This window comes from Thermodesulfomicrobium thermophilum DSM 16697, from assembly GCF_059568695.1.
Window position 1 is genome coordinate 140,403 of the sequence record NZ_JCANTW010000013.1, and the last position, 16,688, is coordinate 157,090.

A 16,688-nucleotide genomic window follows, 5' to 3' on the forward strand; every position below is an offset into this window, starting at 1 on the left:
TCATTCCGGCCGGCTGGCCTCGTGGAGAAACACGATGCCCGAGGCCATGGGTGTATAGCGGATCAACGTGAATCCGGCTTCTTCCAGTTCTTGGGCGAGCGCCTCCTCGTGGGGAAAGGCGGCGATAGTCTCCGCCAGGTAGCGGTAGGCTTCCGGGTCGCGGGAGACCATACGGCCGATGGCCGGAAGCAGCCGGTGGAGATACCAATTGTAGAGCCCTCCCCAGATGCGGCGCCGGCCGGTGCCGAATTCCAGGACCACGAGCTTTCCTCCGGGCCGCAGGACGCGGAGGATCTCGGCAAAGGCGTCGCACCGCGGCCGGATGTTGCGGATGCCAAAAGCCACGGTCACGGCCTGGACGCTGGCGTCCGGCAGGGGAAGGAGCCGGGCGTCGGCCTGCACGGGCCAGATGGGCCGGCCGGTGCGTTTGGCGTGCCCGCGCGCCAGCATGGGGTGGGAAAAGTCCACGGCCACCACTTGGGCCTGGGGATGCTGGCGGCAGATCTCGCAGCTCACATCCAGGGTGCCGGCGGCGAGGTCCAGGACCGGGCCGCGCAGGGGCGGCAGACAGCGCACCATGGCCCGCCGCCACAGCCGGTCCAGGCCAAGGCTCAGCACGTGGTTGAGAAGATCGTAGAAGCGGGCAATGTTGCCGAAGAGCCCCGCCACCCGGCGGGCGTGGGGGTCACGCATGGGGCTCCTCACGGGACGAGCTCTCACGGGCCTTGGTGATGACCCGCAGCACTTCATCGTGGATCAGGGCGAAGTTTTCGGCAAAATTGGCCGGCGAGATGCGCCCCACCTCGATGAACTTGATGACCACTTCCTTGGCCACCTGCAGGGCCTGCTTGCGTTCGCTGTCCATAGGGCTCCTTCCTGGTTGGAACAAAGAAAAACCGCCCGGGGGGAGTGGTCTTGACCTGCTTTGGGGAGTCCGGGCGGCAAAAACCGAAGAAAAAAACCGGTGAAGCCTTCCCCTTCGGTTTTTGAAATACCTATTCTTGGCCTGCCTCCGCCATGAGCGCGGCCAGTTCTTCACGGATGGCCCGGGCAGCCACCCGCGGGGCCTCGTCCTCGATGAGGGTGTGGATCCGTTCTTCCAGGTTCGCGTTCACGTTTTCCATGGTTTGGGCCATGGCATCCAGACGGGCGGCAAGGGCCGTGATCTGCGCGTCCCGGGCGGCGAGCTGCTGTTTGAGGGCCGCCACTTCGGCATCCCTGGCCGCCACCTGGGCGCGTACGGCCTCGATCTCCGCATTTTGCGCCGCTATGGTCTGCCGGAGGGCGGCGGCGTCTTCCGGCAGGATGCCGTCTGCAGATGGGGCCGCTTCGGGGGCCTTCGGGGCGGCACCCTTCGAGAGGGTCGCAATTTCTGCGCGCAGAGCGGCCAATTCTTCACGCAGCGGGGCCGCCCAGGTGTCCAGGTCCGGGAGCGCCGGTGCTTCGGCTTTGGGCGCCGGGTCCTGGCGCACGGCGGCGGTGGCTGCGGCGAGACGATCGTCCACTTGGGCAAGGACAAGGGCCATGAGCGCGGGGAAGAAAGGAAGTTTCTCCGGGTCCTCGGGAAGGTTCAAGGGTCCCGTGTGCTCCGTGCTTTCGGAGAGAGCCGGTTCCTGCGCCTCCTCCGGATCGGGCGTTGCTTCGGCGTCGCCTGCCGGCGCATCGACCGTGGTCGCCTCCTGGGTGGACCCGTCGTCCAGGGGGGCTTCTGCGTCGGACGCCAGGGGCGCAAGGTCTGGCTCCGTGAGGAGATCGGCGTCCTCGGCGGATGCAGGCCCCAGGTCGGGCTCTGCCGTGAGGTCGTCTTCCAGGAGGTCTGCGTGCGCTGCGGCGGAAGGCTCGGACGCTGGCGCCGCGGGCTCGGTGTTTGCCGCAGTCGCTGCCGGCGCGTCGTCGGCAACGGCCGGTGTCTCGGCGAAGATGTCCAGGTCGTCTGCGGCGAGCGGGGAATCCTCCTCCGTGTTGAGGACGATGTCGGCGTCGGGATCAAGGACTTCCGTTGCCGCGGGGAAGGCATCTTCTTGCGGCGGCGTGGGGGCGTCCAGGTCCGCCAGCGGGTCGAGATCCGGGGAGACGTCCTCCAAGAGGGCGTCGAGCTCGTCGTCCAGGCTCTTGGGGTCCACGGCGTTTTCCGCCGGAAAGTCGTCCAGACCCGAAGTAATGGGTGCGTCTTCCTCGATGATGTCCGTGAGTTCAATGATTTCGTCGTCTGCGTGCATACTTCCCCCGCCAAGGTTGTCGCCTGTGCTTGATGTCCTCGCCGTCTATCCCAAGTAGCCGCGAAAAAAAAGCCCCATCCGCCGGGACGGATGGGGCAACCAAGGGCCCGTGCTTGTGCTTTGACAACGCCGCGCTACCGGCACCTTACTTCATGTGGCACTTGCCGCAAGCAGTCGGGCCAGTGGGCTTCTTTTCCTTTTTGAGCGCCTTGTGGCAGTCCAGGCACTGTTTGTGGAAGGCGTTTTCCACCAGCTTGATGTCCTTGGCATTGGCCGCGGTCTTGGCTTCCTTGGAGTCATGGCAGCCCGCCGAGGTGCACTGTTTGATCGCGCCATCCTTTGCCATGGTGTGATGGCACTTGGCACACTCGAAAGCCGCGTGTTTGGAATGGGGGAACGGCACTGCTTTCTGCAAGGGTTTTCCGTCCTTGGTCTGCATGCCTTCCGGGGCCTTGATGACGTAGTCATCGCCTGGGGCTTTTTCCGTGGCCGAGAACAGGGGTGCAGTGCCCAAAGCGAGCAGCAGCACACAGAACAGGCTGACAATCATGGATTTTTTCATTTTTCCTCTACCTCCACAAAAAAATGTTCTGAAAAGCACAAGCACGCATATCTATAGAGAGGGTCTTGGTTTTCCGTCAAGGATGGGCCGTGGTTTGGGGGGCAAAAGCGCGGGTAGCCTCCAGGATGCGTTCCAGATCCGCGTCGGTGTGGGCAAAGGAGAGGAAGGCGCATTCGAAGCCCGAAGGCGCAAGAAAGACGCCGTGTTCGCGCATGTGGCGGAAAAATTGTCCGTAAAGGGCGGTATCCATGGTCTGGGCGCTGGGAAAATCCGTCACCGGATGTTCGGTGAAGAAGAGGGTGAACATGGAGGCCACGGTGTTGCACTGCACGGCAATGCCCTTGGCGCGCAGGATGTCCGTCATCTCCGAGGCCAAGGCGCGGGTGCGCCGGGCGAGGGCGTCGTAGTCGTGGCCTTCCAAAAGGCGCAGCGTCGCCAGCCCTGCGGCCATGGCCACGGGGTTCCCCGAGAGGGTCCCGGCTTGATACACCGGTCCTTGAGGGGCGATGTGCTCCATGATCTCCCTGCGGCCGCCGTAGGCCCCTACGGGCAGGCCGCCGCCGATGATCTTGCCGAGGCACGTGAGGTCCGGCTGGACGCCCAAGGCCGCTTGCGCCCCGCCGTAGGCCACGCGAAAGCCGGTGATGACCTCGTCGAAGACGAGGAGCGCCCCGTATTGGGTGCACAGCTCGCGGAGGGTTTCCAAGAATCCCGGCTGCGGGGGGACCAGGCCCATGTTGCCGGCCACAGGCTCCACGAACACACAGGCGATGTGGTCGCCACGCTCGGCGAAAAGGGTGCGGACCGCCTCGGTGTCGTTGTAGTGGGCAAGGAGGGTGTGCTGGACCACGGCCTGGGGTACACCGGGCGTGCCGGGAATGGCCTGGGTGGCGACGCCGGAGCCGGCGCTGGCGAGAAAGGCGTCGGCATGGCCATGGTAGCCGCCGTGGAATTTGAGTACCAGATCGCGGCCGCTGTAGCCTCGGGCCAGACGCAGGGCGCTCATGGTGGCCTCGGTGCCGGAGGAGACCATGCGCACCATCTCGATGCTCGGTACCGCGCGGATCACGGCCTCCGCCAATTCCACTTCCAGCCGACAGGGTGCGCCGTAGCTGGTGCCTCGGCGCACCGCCTCGATCACCGCGGCTTCCACTTCTGGATGGGCATGGCCGAGGAGCATGGGGCCCCAGGACATGACGAGGTCGATGAGTTCGGCGCCGTCTTCGGTGGTGATGTGGCTGCCCTGGGCGCTGGCGATGAAAAGGGGCGTGGCCTCGACGCTCTTGCAGGCCCGCACGGGGCTGTTGACCCCGCCGGGGATGTATCTGCAGGCACGCTCGAACAATGCTTCGGAAGAGTGCATTTGTGCTCCTCAATAGGGTTAAAAATATTCCATGGACGTTTTCTTGAGCTCTTTATCGCTGAAGAGGATGTCGTATTGGGTGACTCCCGTGAGCTCTTGGATGCGGCGGACTACTTCCAAGCATTCGTCTTGGGTGCGCCCATGGATCATGGTATAGAGGCTATATGGCCAATCGAGGCAGTTGCGGCGCAAATAGCAATGGGAAATCTCCGGCTGGGCCGCCATGATGCGGCCTGCAGCGTCTTCATCCACGCCGTCTTCCACATACCAGGCCACCATGGCGTTGAAGCCGTAGCCTGCCTGTTGATGGCGGAGCGTGGCCCCAAAGCGGCGGATTTGGCCGCCTTTTTTGAGGCGCCGCAGCAGCGCGAGCACTTCCTCCTCGGTGACCCCGGCTGCACGGGCAATGTCGGCGTAGGGAGTGGCGCTGTCGGGAAGCGTGCCTTGCACCATGCGCAGTACTTGGCGTTCGCTGGGGGTAAATTCCATGGGCCTTCCTCGATATTTTCCATGAGTTTCGTTGCGGAAGCTGTAGTCCCTTTGCCGTGGACCTGCAAGGGGGGGCGGCTGCCCTCGAGGAGGGCGCCGGTGGACAGGAAATAAGGGTGTCGGTAGGTTCGGGACGTGCATTTCGTGGAAGGAGGTGTGGATGCGGACGGTGGTGTTGGGTGCGGGCAGTTGGGGGACCGCGTTGGCGCACGCGCTGGCGCTTTCGGGGAAAGAGACCGTGCTTTGGGGCCGCAGTGCCGCCCTCATGGCCCATATGGCCCAATGCAGGGAGAACCGCCGCTATTTGCCGGGATGGCCTGTGGCCGCGGCCGTACGTCCCACGGCGGACATAGCGGCGGCCTTGCGCGGTGCCGCGTTGGTGGTGCTTGCCATCCCCTGCCAGCGCTTAGCCGCGTTTTTGCAGGAACATGCCGGACTTTTTCCCCAAGGCGCGGCTGTGGTGTGCGCCGGCAAGGGTGTGGAGCAGGGGAGTCTGCGCACCATGGGCCAGGTGGTGGCTGCAGAGCTTGGCGCACGGCAGGTGCGCTACGGCGTGCTTTCCGGTCCCTCTTTTGCGGAGGGGGTCATGGCGGGGCAGCCTACGGCCGTGGTCTTGGGGTGCGCCGATGCGGCGTTGGGGGAACGTATCCAGGCGCGTTGTGCCAGCCCGGCCTTTCGGGTGTACGGCACCACGGATGTGTTGGGGGTCGAGCTTGCCGGCGCGCTCAAAAACGTCATGGCCATTGCCGCGGGGCTCGCCGACGGTCTGGGGTTTGGGGAGAACGCCCGTGCGGCGCTCATCACCCGGGGGTTGGCGGAGATGGCCCGCCTGGGCGAGGCCATGGGGGCCCGGGCCCAGACCTTCATGGGGCTCGCCGGGCTGGGGGATTTGGTGCTCACCTGCACCGGGGATGCAAGCCGTAACCGTCGCGTGGGGCTGGCCGTTGGCCGGGGGCAAACCCTGGACGCCGCCTTGGCGCAGGTAGGCGGCGTGGCCGAAGGGGTGTGGACCGCGCAGGCCGTGCAGGAGCTGGCGCAGCGATTGGGCGTGGAGATGCCCATCTGTGAGCAGGTCCATGCCGTGCTCTTTTCCGGCAAGAGTCCTGCGGAGGCGGTGGCGGCCTTGATGGGGCGGCCGCTGCGTTGGGAGACCTAGCCTTCGGGCGCTGCGGCGAGGGCCTGCACCCATACGGTGCGGCGCCGCGGGCCATCGAACTCCGCCAGAAAGATCCGCTGCCAGGTGCCGAGCCGCAGCCGCCCGGACTCCAGCATCACCGATACCGAACTGCCCACCAGGATCGTTTTGATATGGGCGTCGGCGTTGCCCTCCACGTGGCGAAAATGGGAACTTTGCGGAACGAGGCGGTGGAGAAAGGCGAGGACGTCGTGGGCCACGTCCGGGTCCGCCCCTTCGTTGATGAGGATGCCGCAGGTGGTATGCGGGCTGAAGACCATCAGGGCCGCTGCCTGGGAGTGCCGGGCTGCGGCAGCGGCCACCTGCTCGGTGATGTCCACGAGTGCTTCGCGGCGGGAGGTGGATACGGTGAAGCTCGTCATTTGAGCGGAATCTCCACGCACAGGGCGTTGCCGCAGCGGTTGTGGGAGAAACGGGTGGTGAGCAGCCGGAAGATTTCGTGGCCACGGCCGCTTTCCGCTTCGGGGTCGCTTGAGCGACGGAGCCAGGCTTGCCAATCGAAGCCGTGACCTTGATCTTTGACGTAGAGGCGCAGCTTGCCCTGCCGGTGCTTGAGCCGCCACAGGACCTCCTTGGCGGGGTCGGCGCCGTTGCCGTGCAGGATGGCGTTGTTGAGGGCCTCCCGGGTCACCAGGGCGACGTCGAAGAACCGATTCTCGGCCCCGTGGCGGACAAGGAATTCCCGCAAGAGCTCGACGCTGCGGTCTACGTGGCGTAGTTCCGAACTCATCTGCACTTCGATGTCGTGTTCGAGGACTGTGGCGGCGAACATGTCAAACCTCGATGCCCAAGAGCACGCTGTCGTCTTCGGCAGGGCCCTTGCGGGTGGCGATATATTCATGGATGGCCTCCACGGCAGCGGTGATGGGCAGGGACGAAGCGGAGCGGATGGCGGCCCACAGCAGGGCGATGCCTTGGTCCCGCGTGACGGGGGGATCGCCGAAGCCTTCGATGAGCCCATCGGTGTAGAGAAAGACCCGGTCTCCGGGGTGGGCGGCGATGTCCTGGGGCGTCCACAGGGCGGCGTCGAACACGCCGAGGATGTCGCCCTCGGCTTGGATGAGCTCTATATCGCCGTCCTTGCGGGCGAGAATCGCCGGGGGATGGCCGGCGCTCACCAGGTGAATGCAATTTTGGACGCGGTTGACGCGGGCCATGGCCAGGGTGGCGTGCGCGCCGTTGGTGAGGATACGGGTCAGCACCCGGTTGGTCATGGCGAGACTTTCTTCCGGGGCCGTGGCGGCATTGACGTTTTGACGCAGCAAGGCCGTCAGGGCGGAGGTGAGAAAGCCGGCCCCCAGGTCATGGCCGCTCACGTCGGCAACGATGTAGTCGAACACCCCCACGCCTGTGGGCAGCACGTCGTAGATATCGCCGCCTGCTTCGAGTACGGGGGCGAAATGCACGCCGAACCGGGCCTCGGGCAGGTCTTCGGGCCGCACCAGAAGCGACTGCTGGGCCGCCTGGATCTGCCCGAGACGTTGCGCCTGGGCTTCCATGAGGGCGCTGTACGTGAGTCGTAGCCGTAAGTGGACCTTGACCCGGGCGAGTACCTCTGCCTTTTCGAAGGGCTTGGAGATGAAATCCACCCCGCCGCATTCCAGGCCATGCACCCGGCTTTCGGTATCCGTGAGGGCGGAGATGAAGATCACCGGGATGTCGGCGGTTTGCGGCGTCTCTTTGAGGAGTTGGCAGGTGAGGTAGCCGGTTTCTTCCGGCATCATGACGTCGAGGAGGATGAGATCCACGGGGTGCAGCGCGGCTAACTCCCGCGCCCGAGGGCCGTCGTGGGCGGTGAGCGTGGCAAAACCGCTTCGCCGCAGCATGGACTCCAGGATACGGGCGTTGAGGGGCTCGTCGTCCACAATGAGGATGAGTGGGGTGCGATGGTCCACGGGGCCTCCTGATGTCCACCATAGCGAGGCCGCGCGTCTCCTGCAAGGGGGAGGTGGGTTTTGAGGCAAAAAAAGCGGTGCAGCGGTGCCCCCGAGCGGGGAACTCGGCGGGATGAGTGCGGGCGGCTTGGTTGGGCGCGGGCAGGGGTATGGGGGGCATGATCGGCCGGCACAAATTTGTTCCGTAAAATCTTGACAGGGGGGAGGCGTCTTTGTAGTGACGAGGCCCTCGTTGAGGCGCGTAGCTCAGTGGGAGAGCACTTGCTTGACGTGCAAGGGGTCAGGAGTTCGACCCTCCTCGCGCCTACCACTGCAAACACCAGGGAGGCAGAGCCTCCCTGATGCATTTCTGGGGTGACGCATGGTGTACGTAGGAGACGTCTCGGTGGAGGCAACGCCAGGGATGACCTGTCGCGATGTCTTGGCGCAGGGGGTATCCAAAAAGGCAATGAAGGAAGCCGTCGCCTGTCTTTGTGACGGCGAACCCAAGGATTTGGATGCTCCGCTTCCTTCGGGAACCGAGCGCGTGGAGCCTGTCTTTTTGGATTCTCCGCTGGGGATTTCCATTTTGCGCCATAGCGCCGCCCATATCATGGCCGAAGCGGTCAAACGCCTGTATCCTGAGGCCAAGGTGACCATCGGGCCGGACATCGAAAATGGATTTTATTACGACTTCGATCTTTCCCACGCCTTCACTCCAGAAGATTTGGAACGCATCGAAGCCGTGATGCGCGAAAGCATTGCGGCCAACCATCCGTTTGTGCGTCGGGAGATGTCCGCAACGCAGGCGCGGGAGTATTTTCGCTCCGTCGGGGAGACCTATAAGCTCGAAATCATCGACGATCTCGGTGCGGACATGGTGTCCGTCTACCAGCATGGGGATTTCGTGGATTTGTGTCGAGGCCCGCATCTGCCCTCCACGGGCTTCGTGCGTGCCTTCAAGCTTACTGCCGTGGCCGGTGCGTACTGGCGGGGTGATGCGAACCGTCCCATGCTCCAGCGTATCTACGGCACGGCTTTCCCCACGGAAAAGGCCTTGAAGGCCCATTTGGCCATGCTCGAAGAGGCCAAGAAGCGCGATCACCGCAAGCTCGGCCCGCAGCTGGATCTGTTCAGCTTTCATGAGCGCGGCGGTGCCGGCATGGCCTATTGGCACCCCAAGGGGGCGCTCGTGCGGGCCATTCTGGAAGATTTCGTCACCAAGGAAATGCTGCGCCGTGGCTATGGTTTGGTGCGCACTCCGCAGATTTTGCGCCGTGATTTGTGGGAGACTTCGGGGCACTACGCCAATTATCGGGAAAATATGTATTTTACCGAAATCGATGGTGTGCCCTACGGGGTCAAACCCATGAATTGCGTGGCGCACATGCTCATCTATACTACCACGCAGCATAGTTATCGGGATTTGCCGGTGCGGCTCTTTGAATTCGGCGTGGTGCACCGCCATGAGCTCTCGGGCGTGCTGCACGGGCTTTTGCGGGTGCGGCAATTCACGCAGGATGACGCCCACATCATCTGTCGTCCCGATCAATTGCTGGATGAAATCAAGGGCGTGATGCGTTGGATTCAGGACCTCATGGGCGTTTTTGGTTTCGAATACCGCATGGAGCTCAGTACCCGGCCGGAAAAGTCCATCGGTACGGACGAGGACTGGGAGCGCGCGACGAGTGCCCTGCGGGACGCCATGGCGCAGATGGGGCTGGAATACAGCGTCAACGAAGGCGATGGCGCGTTTTACGGGCCCAAGATCGACGTCAAGCTCCGGGATTGTTTGGGTCGGGAATGGCAGTGTTCCACGATTCAGGTGGATTTCACCTTGCCGGAGCGCTTCGATCTTGCATATATCGGCGAGGACGGCGAGCGGCACCGGCCGGTGATGGTGCATCGGGCTATTATGGGCTCGGTGGAGCGGTTCATCGGTATCCTCGTGGAACATTTTGCCGGGGCCTTCCCGTTGTGGTTGGCGCCGGAGCAGGTTCGTGTGCTCACGGTGACCGACCGGCACGACGCCTATGCCTTTGAGGTGGTGCAGGCGCTGCGGGATGCGGGCATGCGGGCCGAGGCCGACACGCGCAACGAGAAGCTCGGCTACAAGGTGCGTGAGGCCCAAATGGCGAAGGTCCCCTACGCCGTGGTGATTGGAGATGAGGAAGTGGCTGGGGCATGCGTGAGTGTGCGCCAGCGGGGCGGTGCGAATCTTGGGACCATGACGGTTGCTGCGTTGGTGGACCATTTGCGCCGCGAATGTGCGGAACCTTTTACGCGCGGAGGCATGCGCTATTCTTTCCACAACTAAGGCCCGGAAGAACCGGCAGATTCGGGCGCGGGAGATTCGCGTCATCGGCGAAGACGGCGCGCAGATTGGTATCATGAGCGTGGATGAGGCCCTGGCCATTGCAGAAAGCCGGGGTCTGGATCTTGTCGAGGTAGCCCCCAACGCCAAGCCACCAGTGTGCAAGGTGATGGATTATGGCAAATACCTCTACGAGGAGAAGAAAAAGGCTCAAGAGGCCAAGAAGCGCCAGACGCAGATTCAGGTGAAGGAGGTCAAATTCCGACCCCATACCGATGACCATGACATCGAGACCAAGGTGCGCCATATCCGGCGTTTTCTCGACGACGGCGACCGGTGCAAGGTGACGGTGTTCTTCCGGGGGCGGGAAATGGCTCACAAGGATTTGGGGGAGGCCATTTTGCAGCGCATCGTGGAAATGACCGCCGATGTGGCCAAGGTGGAGCAGACCTCGCGTTTTGAAGGCCGCACCATGTTTTTGGTGTTGGCCCCACTGCCCAAGAAATAAACGCCGGCCTCGGCTGGCGTGGCCCGCTGCGTATGCGGCAGGACCTTTTGAAGGAGGAGAACCATGCCCAAGATCAAGACCAACCGGAGCGCAGCCAAGCGCTTTACGGCCACGGGCGGCGGTAAGATTCGGCGCAACCACTGCAATATGCGCCATATCTTGACCAAGAAGTCGCCCAAGCGGAAGCGGCAGCTGCGCAAATCGGTCATTGTGGCCGATGCCAACGTGGCACCGATCCGTCGTCTGTTGCCGTACCTGTTCTAAACGTCGAAAAACCACCCCACAGTGGGTGCGGCGCAGTGCTCCAGTTTGTTCCCACTGGACCTGGCCGTGAAGGAGATCATCATGCGTGTCAAAAGAGGAATGACTGCCCATCGTCGGCACAAGAAGTATCTCAAGCTTGCCAAAGGCTATCGTGGATCGCGTCACGCGCTCATTCGTACCGCTCGGGAGACCGTGGAGCGCGCATTGTGCTTTGCTTACCGGGATCGCAAGCAGAAAAAGCGTGCTTTTCGCGCCCTGTGGATCATGCGCATCAACGCCGCTGCCCGGGAGCATGGGTTGACCTACAACCGCTTCATGCACGGGCTCAAACTCTGCCAGATTCAGCTGAACCGTAAAGTATTGGCGGATATGGCCGTGCGGGAGAAAGAGGCATTTGCGGCGTTGTGTCAGATGGTACAGCAGAAGGTCGCGGCGTGAAGACCCAATTGATACAGGACCTGGAGGCCTTGGTGCCGCGCTTTGCAGAAGCGCTGGCCGAGGCGGATGCTTCCGACGTGGAAGCGGTACGGGTGCAGTTTTTGGGCCGCAAGGGAAGCCTTGCGGCCCTTATGGCTGCCATGGGAGGCCTGGACCCGCAGGACCGCCCTGAGGTGGGGCGGGTTGCCAATGCCGTCAAGGCGCGGCTTGCGGAGCTCTGGCAGCAGTGTCAGGAGCGTTTGGCCCAAAAAGCCCAGGGCGCGGCAATGCCTTTCGACGCCGGGGATCCCGCGTGGGTGCCCCATGTGGGCGCACTCCACCCCACGACGCGTATCCAGCAGGAGATCTGTGCGGTGCTCCAGCGCATGGGCTTCGAGACGGTATCCGGCCCTGAGGTGGAGACGGATTTTCATAATTTCGAGGCCCTCAATCTTCCTCCCGGACACCCCGCACGGGATATGCAGGACACCCTGTACATCACCGAGCGGGTGCTCTTGCGCACCCACACCTCACCCATGCAGGTGCGCACCATGCTCGCCCGTCGGCCGCCGCTGGCCATCATTGCCCCGGGGAAGGTGTATCGCCGGGATTCAGACCTGACGCATACGCCCATGTTCCACCAGATCGAAGGCCTGTTGGTGGACCGGGAGGTAACCATGGCGCAGCTGCGCGGGGTGCTCACCGCCCTGGTGCAGGCGGTGTTCGGGGCCTCCACCCGGGTGCGTTTCCGGCCGAGTTTTTTCCCGTTCACCGAGCCCAGCGCCGAGGTGGACATGAGCTGCGTGTTGTGCGGCGGCCGCGGCGTGCTGGACTCCGGCGAGGGATGCCGTGTGTGCAAGGGGACCGGATGGGTGGAAATTTTGGGTTGCGGCATGGTGGATCCTGCGGTGTTTGCCAAGGTGGGCATCGATCCAGAGCAGTGGAGCGGGTTCGCCTTTGGCCTCGGGGTGGAGCGTATGGCTATGCTCAAGTATGGGATCGGCGACCTGCGCCTCTTTTTCGAAAACGACAGTCGGTTTGTGCGCCAGTTTGCGTGAGGTGCGGTGATGTTGCTCGGTCTTTCGTGGCTTCGGCAGTGGACGCCTTTTGAGGGAACAGCAGAAGAATTGGCCGATCGGCTCACGATGTTGGGCCTGGAAGTCGAAGACATTCGGGATCCCTTTGCCCATTTGACCTCGGTGGTGACGGGGCGGGTGGTGGAGTGCGTCCCGCATCCGGCGTCGGACCATTTGTCTGTGTGCCGGGTGGACGTGGGAGGAGCGGAGCTTCTTCCCATCGTATGTGGGGCCCCCAACGTGGCGGCGGGACAGATGGTGCCGGTGGCCACCGTGGGGACCACGCTTCCAGGGGGCATGACCATCCAAAAGGCCAAGCTGCGCGGAGAGCGTTCGTGGGGCATGATCTGCTCGGAGCGGGAATTGGGTCTGGGAGAGAGCCATGGCGGCATCATGGTGCTCGACCCGAAGCTTTCCCCCGGCGTCCCCGTGCCGGACGCCTTGGGTCTGGAGCGTGTGGTGCTTGATGTGAGCATCACCCCCAACCGCGCCGACTGTCTTTCTGTCTTGGGTCTGGCTCGGGAAACGGCCGCGGCCTTTGGATTGCCGCTGCACCTTCCCCAGGTGCAGCTTACCGAAGCCGGGGAGCCCTGGTCGTTTGCCGTGGAGGCGGAGGCCGACGCCTGCCCGCTCTACCAGGCTCGGTTGATCCGCTCCCTTTCGGTCGCCCCGAGTCCGGAGTGGATGCGCTACCGCCTTCTTGCCTGCGGCATGCGGCCACGCAACAATCTCGTGGATGTCACCAATTACGTGCTCTTGGAGACGGGCCAGCCCCTGCACGCCTTTGACGCAGACCGCTTGCACGGAGGGCGCATTCGGGCGGCGCGGACGCCGCAGCCGCTGGATTTCACCACGTTGGATGGCCAGGTGCGGCGCATGGAGCCTGGGGACATCCTCATTTGGGATGCCCAAGGACCGGTGGCCGTGGCCGGCGTCATGGGCGGGCAGGATTCGGAAGTCACGGAGACGACCACGAACGTGCTTTTGGAGAGCGCAGTGTTCCATTCGCTCTCGGTGCGGCGCACGGCCCGGCGCTTGGGGATCGCCAGCGAGGCGGCGTATCGCTTCGAACGCGGAGTGGATCAGCTCGCTACGACGTGGGCCCTGGACCGGGCTGCCGCCCTCATGGCGGAGCTTGCAGGCGGCGTGGTCGCCCCAGGGGTGGCTGGAGCAGAGCCTGTGCCCTATGTCCCGCGGTCGGTGTCCTTCCGTCCTCGGCGGGTTTTTCAAGTTTTGGGCGTGGACCCGGGCGAGGAATTTGCCCACAAGACTTTGGTGTCCCTCGGCTGTGCCGTAACGAGCCACGAGGATGCCTGGGAGGTCACCTTGCCTTCGTTCCGCCTGGATCTGGAGCGGGAGATCGATTTGGTGGAAGAGGTGGCCCGTTTTTATGGTATGGATCGCATCCCGGCGGTGCTTCCGCCGGTGTCTTTGTCCCTCGATGCCCTGGCGCAGGCGGACACGAGCTTTGCGGAGACCGCCGCAGTCAAGGCATGGGGCAAGGGGGCCGGGCTGTTGGAGGCGGTGAACTACAGTTTCGTGAGCGCCGCGGACATGGAGCGGTGCGGTCTTCCTCTGGAACACGCCGTACGCGTGGCCAACCCCTTGAGCGAGGACATGGAAGTGCTGCGCACTGATCTGGTTCCAGGGATGCTGCGCGCCCTGCGTCACAATATCGCGGGGGGGACGACCCGAGTGCGGCTCTTTGAGGTGGCGCGGATATTCGTCTCGGATGCCCAGAGGGAAACCACGGTGGCGGAAGCCCTGCGTTTGGCTATTCTCCTGCATGGCGCGCGTTTCGCCGAGCGGGCGCCGTATCCTCGTGGAGAGGTCGCCTTTGCCGATATCAAAGGCCTGGTGGAACATTTGCTTGTGCATTTGGGCCTGGGGCCGTGCCGCTGGCAGGTGGAGCAGGCCCGGCCATACCTGGCGGAGCAGGCTACGGCATGGGTGGATGGCCGCAGCATCGGTGCTGTGGGCCGCATCGCGCCCAGTATCGCCGATGCCTATGAAGCGCGCGGGGCAGTGTGGTATGCGGACCTCGATCTGGAGCGGCTTTTGGCCATGGCCCGGCAGGCCCGCCTGCGTTTCACTCCCCTGGGGCGTTTCCCGGTGGTGCGCCGGGACGTGACCTTGCGCATGGGCTGGGATATTTCCGTGGACCAGGTGCTCGGCGCAGTGGCGGCCATGCAGGAGCCGCTGGTGGACGAGCACTTCGTTTTGGATGTCTACCATCCGCAGGACGCCGCGGTGCGCCATGTGACGGTGCGCGTGGTCTACCGGCATCCGGAGCGGACGCTCAAAGACAAGGAAGTGGACAAGGTCCATAGTCGGCTGGTTTCCCGCATTGTACAGCAATTGCCTGTCCAGGTGGTGTGAGATCCATGGCGGCGCGGCGCTACCGCATCGGTGAGGTGGCGGCACTCTTGGGGGTGCGGACGTCCACCTTGCGGTTTTGGGAGACGGAGTTTCCCGAAGCCCGCGCCCAGCGCACTGCCTCGGGCCAGCGGTATTATACCGAGGAGGCCGTGGCCGCGCTGCGCCGCATCAAGGATCTGGTGCACCGTGAAGGCCTGACCCTGGCCGGGGCCCGGCGCCGGTTGCGCCAGGAGGGTTCCGCTGAGGCGGAAGCTGGGCTTGTGCAGGAGCTCGCCCGGGATCTGGAGGCGCTCTATGGGTTGCTTGCAGGCAGACCTCCGGCGGGGGCGCCATCTCAGGGAGGTTCCCATGGCTAGTGTGCAGAAGATATTCATGGCCAAGGATGGGAGCGCCACGTTCGTTTGTCCGGCATGCGGTCGGGAGAGGGTGTTTGATGCCCGGGCTTTTTTGGACAAAGATCCGCGGTTCGATATCCGTTGCTCCTGCGGCCAGATAACGCCTGTCCTTTTGGAATTTCGTAAATATTTCCGCAAAAAGGTCCGTTTGCTCGGGTTTTGTACCGTGGAGCGCACGGGCCAGGAATACCCCATCGAAGTGCGGGACGTGTCTTTGGAGGGCGTGGGCTTCGCCCTGGCGGACAAGACGGTGGTGCCGGACATGCTCCCCGGGGACGTGGTGGAGGTGCGTTTTCGCCTCGACAACCGCGCCAAAAGCCTCGTGGAGCGCCGCGGCGAGATCCGCACCCTGCGTGGGGAGTTCATCGGTGTGGAGTTCTTTCCCGTGGCCTACGACAAGGACCTGGGCGGCTATCTTTTGGGAACGTAAGCATAAGGAGGCTCCGTCATGCGACTGGCCCAGCGGATGCAAGCCATTCGGCCTTCAGCCACCTTGGCGGGCAATGCCAAGGCCCAGGAACTCCGCGCTGCAGGCAAGCCCATCGTGAGCCTGGCAGTCGGGGAGCCTGACTTTCCCACCCCGGCGCACGTGGTGGACGCGGCCCATCAAGCCCTGCGCGATGGGTTTACCCGCTATACCCCGGTGCCGGGCATCGCCCCGCTGCGCGAGGCCGTGGCGGCTTCTTTTGCGCGCTACGGCGTCACCACGGCCGGGCCGGAGCATGTGATGGTGACCAACGGCGGCAAACAGGCCCTGTTCAACCTGTTTCTCGCCATATTGGATCCGGGCGATGAGGTGCTTGTCCCCGCGCCGTACTGGGTGAGCTACCCGGATATGATCGCCCTGGCCCAAGGGGTGCCGGTGGCGGTGCCCACCGAGCCGGAACGAGGCTTTTTGGTGGACCTCGACGCCTTGGATGCGGCATGCACCCCGCGCACGCGCATGCTGGTCCTCAATTCGCCTTCCAATCCCACGGGCGCGCACTACACCCAGGAGGCCATGGATCAATTGGCCGCCTGGGCCCATGACCGGGGGATCTTCGTGGTGAGCGACGAGATCTATGCCCAGCTGGTGTATCCGCCGGCAGCGCCTGCCTCCCTGGCCCCGTGGTGGCAGCGTCACCCCGGGGGCTTTGCCATCGTCAACGGCCTGGCCAAGAGCCATGCCATGACCGGGTGGCGTGTGGGCTACGTCTTGGCCCATGCGGACCTCATCAAGGCCATGGTCAAGATCCAGGGGCAAAGCACGTCCAACATTTGTTCCATTGCCCAGAAGGCGGCCTTGGCTGCGCTCACGGGCGACGACGCCTGTGTTCAGGCCATGCGGCAGGCCTTCCAGCGCCGTCGGGATTTGGCCATGGACATGGTGCAGACGTGGCCCAAGGTGGTCTGCCCCAAGCCGCAGGGGGCGTTTTATCTCTTTCCTCGGGTGGACGCCCTGTACTCGCCGACGGTGCCGGATTCCGCCGCCATGTGCGCCTATCTCCTCGATGCCGCATCCGTGGCGCTGGTGCCGGGCGCGGCCTTCGGCGATGACCGCTGTATTCGCATTTCCTATGCCGTAGACGACGCCACGCTGACCGAAGCCCTTGGGGCCATAGGGCAGGCGTTGGCGCGTCTGTGCTAGTGGGAG

The 16,688-nt window shown here is 63.9% G+C and carries 19 protein-coding genes and 1 tRNA gene; 11 read left to right on the top strand and 9 right to left on the bottom strand.

Annotation, left to right across the window (positions count from 1 at the left end; genetic code table 11):
* The 6 genes from BR00_RS06415 to ahbB all read right to left on the bottom strand — a co-directional run bounded on the left by BR00_RS06415 (position 1) and on the right by ahbB (position 4,633).
* A complete protein-coding gene (locus tag BR00_RS06415) occupies positions 1-693 on the bottom strand; it encodes a ubiquinone/menaquinone biosynthesis methyltransferase (RefSeq protein ID WP_496476764.1) in 693 nt (230 codons plus the stop codon).
* Positions 686-865 carry a hypothetical protein gene (locus tag BR00_RS06420; RefSeq protein WP_496476765.1) on the bottom strand — a complete coding sequence of 60 codons (180 nt, stop codon included), beginning with the start codon at positions 863-865 and terminating at the stop codon, positions 686-688. The genes BR00_RS06415 and BR00_RS06420 overlap by 8 nt, the downstream gene beginning before the upstream one ends.
* Positions 866-995: 130 nt before the next feature.
* Positions 996-2,219 carry a hypothetical protein gene (locus BR00_RS06425; RefSeq protein WP_496476766.1) on the bottom strand — a complete coding sequence of 408 codons (1,224 nt, stop codon included), beginning with the start codon at positions 2,217-2,219 and terminating at the stop codon, positions 996-998.
* Positions 2,220-2,364: 145 nt separating this feature from the next.
* Complete coding sequence (locus tag BR00_RS06430) at positions 2,365-2,781, bottom strand: cytochrome c3 family protein (RefSeq protein WP_496476767.1); 417 nt, start codon at positions 2,779-2,781, stop codon at positions 2,365-2,367.
* 76 nt (positions 2,782-2,857) lie between these two features.
* On the bottom strand, positions 2,858-4,144 hold the full coding sequence (gene hemL, locus BR00_RS06435) for a glutamate-1-semialdehyde 2,1-aminomutase (protein ID WP_496476768.1): 1,287 nt from the start codon (positions 4,142-4,144) through the stop codon (positions 2,858-2,860).
* An 18-nt stretch (positions 4,145-4,162) separates the two neighbouring features.
* A complete protein-coding gene (gene ahbB / locus BR00_RS06440) occupies positions 4,163-4,633 on the bottom strand; it encodes a siroheme decarboxylase subunit beta (protein WP_496476769.1) in 471 nt (156 codons plus the stop codon).
* A gap of 160 nt (positions 4,634-4,793) precedes the next feature.
* Here ahbB and BR00_RS06445 point away from each other — a divergent pair, with 160 nt between their 5' ends.
* Positions 4,794-5,789 (top strand): NAD(P)H-dependent glycerol-3-phosphate dehydrogenase, encoded by a 996-nt coding sequence (locus tag BR00_RS06445; protein WP_496476770.1) that lies wholly within the window; start codon positions 4,794-4,796, stop codon positions 5,787-5,789.
* On the opposite strand, the gene BR00_RS06450 is transcribed toward BR00_RS06445, so the two are convergent.
* The 3 genes from BR00_RS06450 to BR00_RS06460 are packed head-to-tail and all read right to left on the bottom strand — an operon-like array spanning position 5,786 to position 7,723.
* Positions 5,786-6,190, bottom strand: a complete 405-nt coding sequence (locus BR00_RS06450) for a secondary thiamine-phosphate synthase enzyme YjbQ (RefSeq protein WP_496476771.1) — start codon at positions 6,188-6,190, stop codon at positions 5,786-5,788. The genes BR00_RS06445 and BR00_RS06450 overlap by 4 nt on opposite strands.
* Complete coding sequence (locus tag BR00_RS06455) at positions 6,187-6,600, bottom strand: ATP-binding protein (RefSeq protein WP_496476772.1); 414 nt, start codon at positions 6,598-6,600, stop codon at positions 6,187-6,189. Before BR00_RS06455 ends, BR00_RS06450 begins: the two co-directional genes overlap by 4 nt.
* Position 6,601: 1 nt before the next feature.
* Positions 6,602-7,723 (bottom strand): PP2C family protein-serine/threonine phosphatase, encoded by a 1,122-nt coding sequence (locus BR00_RS06460; protein WP_496476773.1) that lies wholly within the window; start codon positions 7,721-7,723, stop codon positions 6,602-6,604.
* A gap of 235 nt (positions 7,724-7,958) precedes the next feature.
* Here BR00_RS06460 and BR00_RS06465 point away from each other — a divergent pair.
* The 10 genes from BR00_RS06465 (at position 7,959) to BR00_RS06510 (ending at position 16,682) form a co-directional block, all read left to right on the top strand.
* A tRNA-Val gene (locus BR00_RS06465) sits at positions 7,959-8,033 on the top strand.
* A gap of 51 nt (positions 8,034-8,084) precedes the next feature.
* The gene (thrS, locus tag BR00_RS06470) at positions 8,085-10,019 is read left to right on the top strand and encodes a threonine--tRNA ligase (protein WP_496476774.1); all 1,935 of its coding nucleotides are present in this window, start codon (positions 8,085-8,087) and stop codon (positions 10,017-10,019) included.
* Positions 10,003-10,524, top strand: a complete 522-nt coding sequence (infC, locus tag BR00_RS06475; protein ID WP_496476936.1) for a translation initiation factor IF-3 — start codon at positions 10,003-10,005, stop codon at positions 10,522-10,524. Before thrS ends, infC begins: the two co-directional genes overlap by 17 nt.
* Before the next feature lie 63 nt (positions 10,525-10,587).
* Positions 10,588-10,788 carry a 50S ribosomal protein L35 gene (gene rpmI, locus BR00_RS06480; RefSeq protein WP_496476775.1) on the top strand — a complete coding sequence of 67 codons (201 nt, stop codon included), beginning with the start codon at positions 10,588-10,590 and terminating at the stop codon, positions 10,786-10,788.
* A gap of 81 nt (positions 10,789-10,869) precedes the next feature.
* On the top strand, positions 10,870-11,226 hold the full coding sequence (gene rplT, locus BR00_RS06485) for a 50S ribosomal protein L20 (RefSeq protein ID WP_496476776.1): 357 nt from the start codon (positions 10,870-10,872) through the stop codon (positions 11,224-11,226).
* Complete coding sequence (pheS, locus tag BR00_RS06490) at positions 11,223-12,263, top strand: phenylalanine--tRNA ligase subunit alpha (protein WP_496476777.1); 1,041 nt, start codon at positions 11,223-11,225, stop codon at positions 12,261-12,263. Before rplT ends, pheS begins: the two co-directional genes overlap by 4 nt.
* Before the next feature lie 9 nt (positions 12,264-12,272).
* Positions 12,273-14,660, top strand: coding sequence for a phenylalanine--tRNA ligase subunit beta (gene pheT / locus BR00_RS06495; protein WP_496476778.1), 2,388 nt, complete (start codon positions 12,273-12,275; stop codon positions 14,658-14,660).
* A 5-nt stretch (positions 14,661-14,665) separates the two neighbouring features.
* Positions 14,666-15,016: a MerR family transcriptional regulator gene (locus tag BR00_RS06500; protein WP_496476779.1), complete on the top strand. Its 351-nt coding sequence runs from the start codon at positions 14,666-14,668 to the stop codon at positions 15,014-15,016.
* Positions 15,009-15,485, top strand: coding sequence for a PilZ domain-containing protein (locus BR00_RS06505; protein WP_496476780.1), 477 nt, complete (start codon positions 15,009-15,011; stop codon positions 15,483-15,485). Before BR00_RS06500 ends, BR00_RS06505 begins: the two co-directional genes overlap by 8 nt.
* A gap of 18 nt (positions 15,486-15,503) precedes the next feature.
* Complete coding sequence (locus BR00_RS06510) at positions 15,504-16,682, top strand: pyridoxal phosphate-dependent aminotransferase (protein WP_496476781.1); 1,179 nt, start codon at positions 15,504-15,506, stop codon at positions 16,680-16,682.
* Positions 16,683-16,688: the final 6 nt, after the last annotated feature.

What these genes read in the sequence shown, in the direction of transcription:
- BR00_RS06415 (WP_496476764.1), bottom strand. Translation starts at nt 693, where the DNA reads ATGCGTGACCCCCACGCCCGCCGGGTGGCGGGGCTCTTCGGCAACATT.
- BR00_RS06420 (WP_496476765.1), bottom strand. Translation starts at nt 865, where the DNA reads ATGGACAGCGAACGCAAGCAGGCCCTGCAGGTGGCCAAGGAAGTGGTC.
- BR00_RS06425 (WP_496476766.1), bottom strand. Translation starts at nt 2,219, where the DNA reads ATGCACGCAGACGACGAAATCATTGAACTCACGGACATCATCGAGGAA.
- BR00_RS06430 (WP_496476767.1), bottom strand. Translation starts at nt 2,781, where the DNA reads ATGAAAAAATCCATGATTGTCAGCCTGTTCTGTGTGCTGCTGCTCGCT.
- hemL (WP_496476768.1), bottom strand. Translation starts at nt 4,144, where the DNA reads ATGCACTCTTCCGAAGCATTGTTCGAGCGTGCCTGCAGATACATCCCC.
- ahbB (WP_496476769.1), bottom strand. Translation starts at nt 4,633, where the DNA reads ATGGAATTTACCCCCAGCGAACGCCAAGTACTGCGCATGGTGCAAGGC.
- BR00_RS06445 (WP_496476770.1), top strand. Translation starts at nt 4,794, where the DNA reads ATGCGGACGGTGGTGTTGGGTGCGGGCAGTTGGGGGACCGCGTTGGCG.
- BR00_RS06450 (WP_496476771.1), bottom strand. Translation starts at nt 6,190, where the DNA reads ATGACGAGCTTCACCGTATCCACCTCCCGCCGCGAAGCACTCGTGGAC.
- BR00_RS06455 (WP_496476772.1), bottom strand. Translation starts at nt 6,600, where the DNA reads ATGTTCGCCGCCACAGTCCTCGAACACGACATCGAAGTGCAGATGAGT.
- thrS (WP_496476774.1), top strand. Translation starts at nt 8,085, where the DNA reads ATGGTGTACGTAGGAGACGTCTCGGTGGAGGCAACGCCAGGGATGACC.
- rpmI (WP_496476775.1), top strand. Translation starts at nt 10,588, where the DNA reads ATGCCCAAGATCAAGACCAACCGGAGCGCAGCCAAGCGCTTTACGGCC.
- rplT (WP_496476776.1), top strand. Translation starts at nt 10,870, where the DNA reads ATGCGTGTCAAAAGAGGAATGACTGCCCATCGTCGGCACAAGAAGTAT.
- pheT (WP_496476778.1), top strand. Translation starts at nt 12,273, where the DNA reads ATGTTGCTCGGTCTTTCGTGGCTTCGGCAGTGGACGCCTTTTGAGGGA.
- BR00_RS06500 (WP_496476779.1), top strand. Translation starts at nt 14,666, where the DNA reads ATGGCGGCGCGGCGCTACCGCATCGGTGAGGTGGCGGCACTCTTGGGG.
- BR00_RS06505 (WP_496476780.1), top strand. Translation starts at nt 15,009, where the DNA reads ATGGCTAGTGTGCAGAAGATATTCATGGCCAAGGATGGGAGCGCCACG.
- BR00_RS06510 (WP_496476781.1), top strand. Translation starts at nt 15,504, where the DNA reads ATGCGACTGGCCCAGCGGATGCAAGCCATTCGGCCTTCAGCCACCTTG.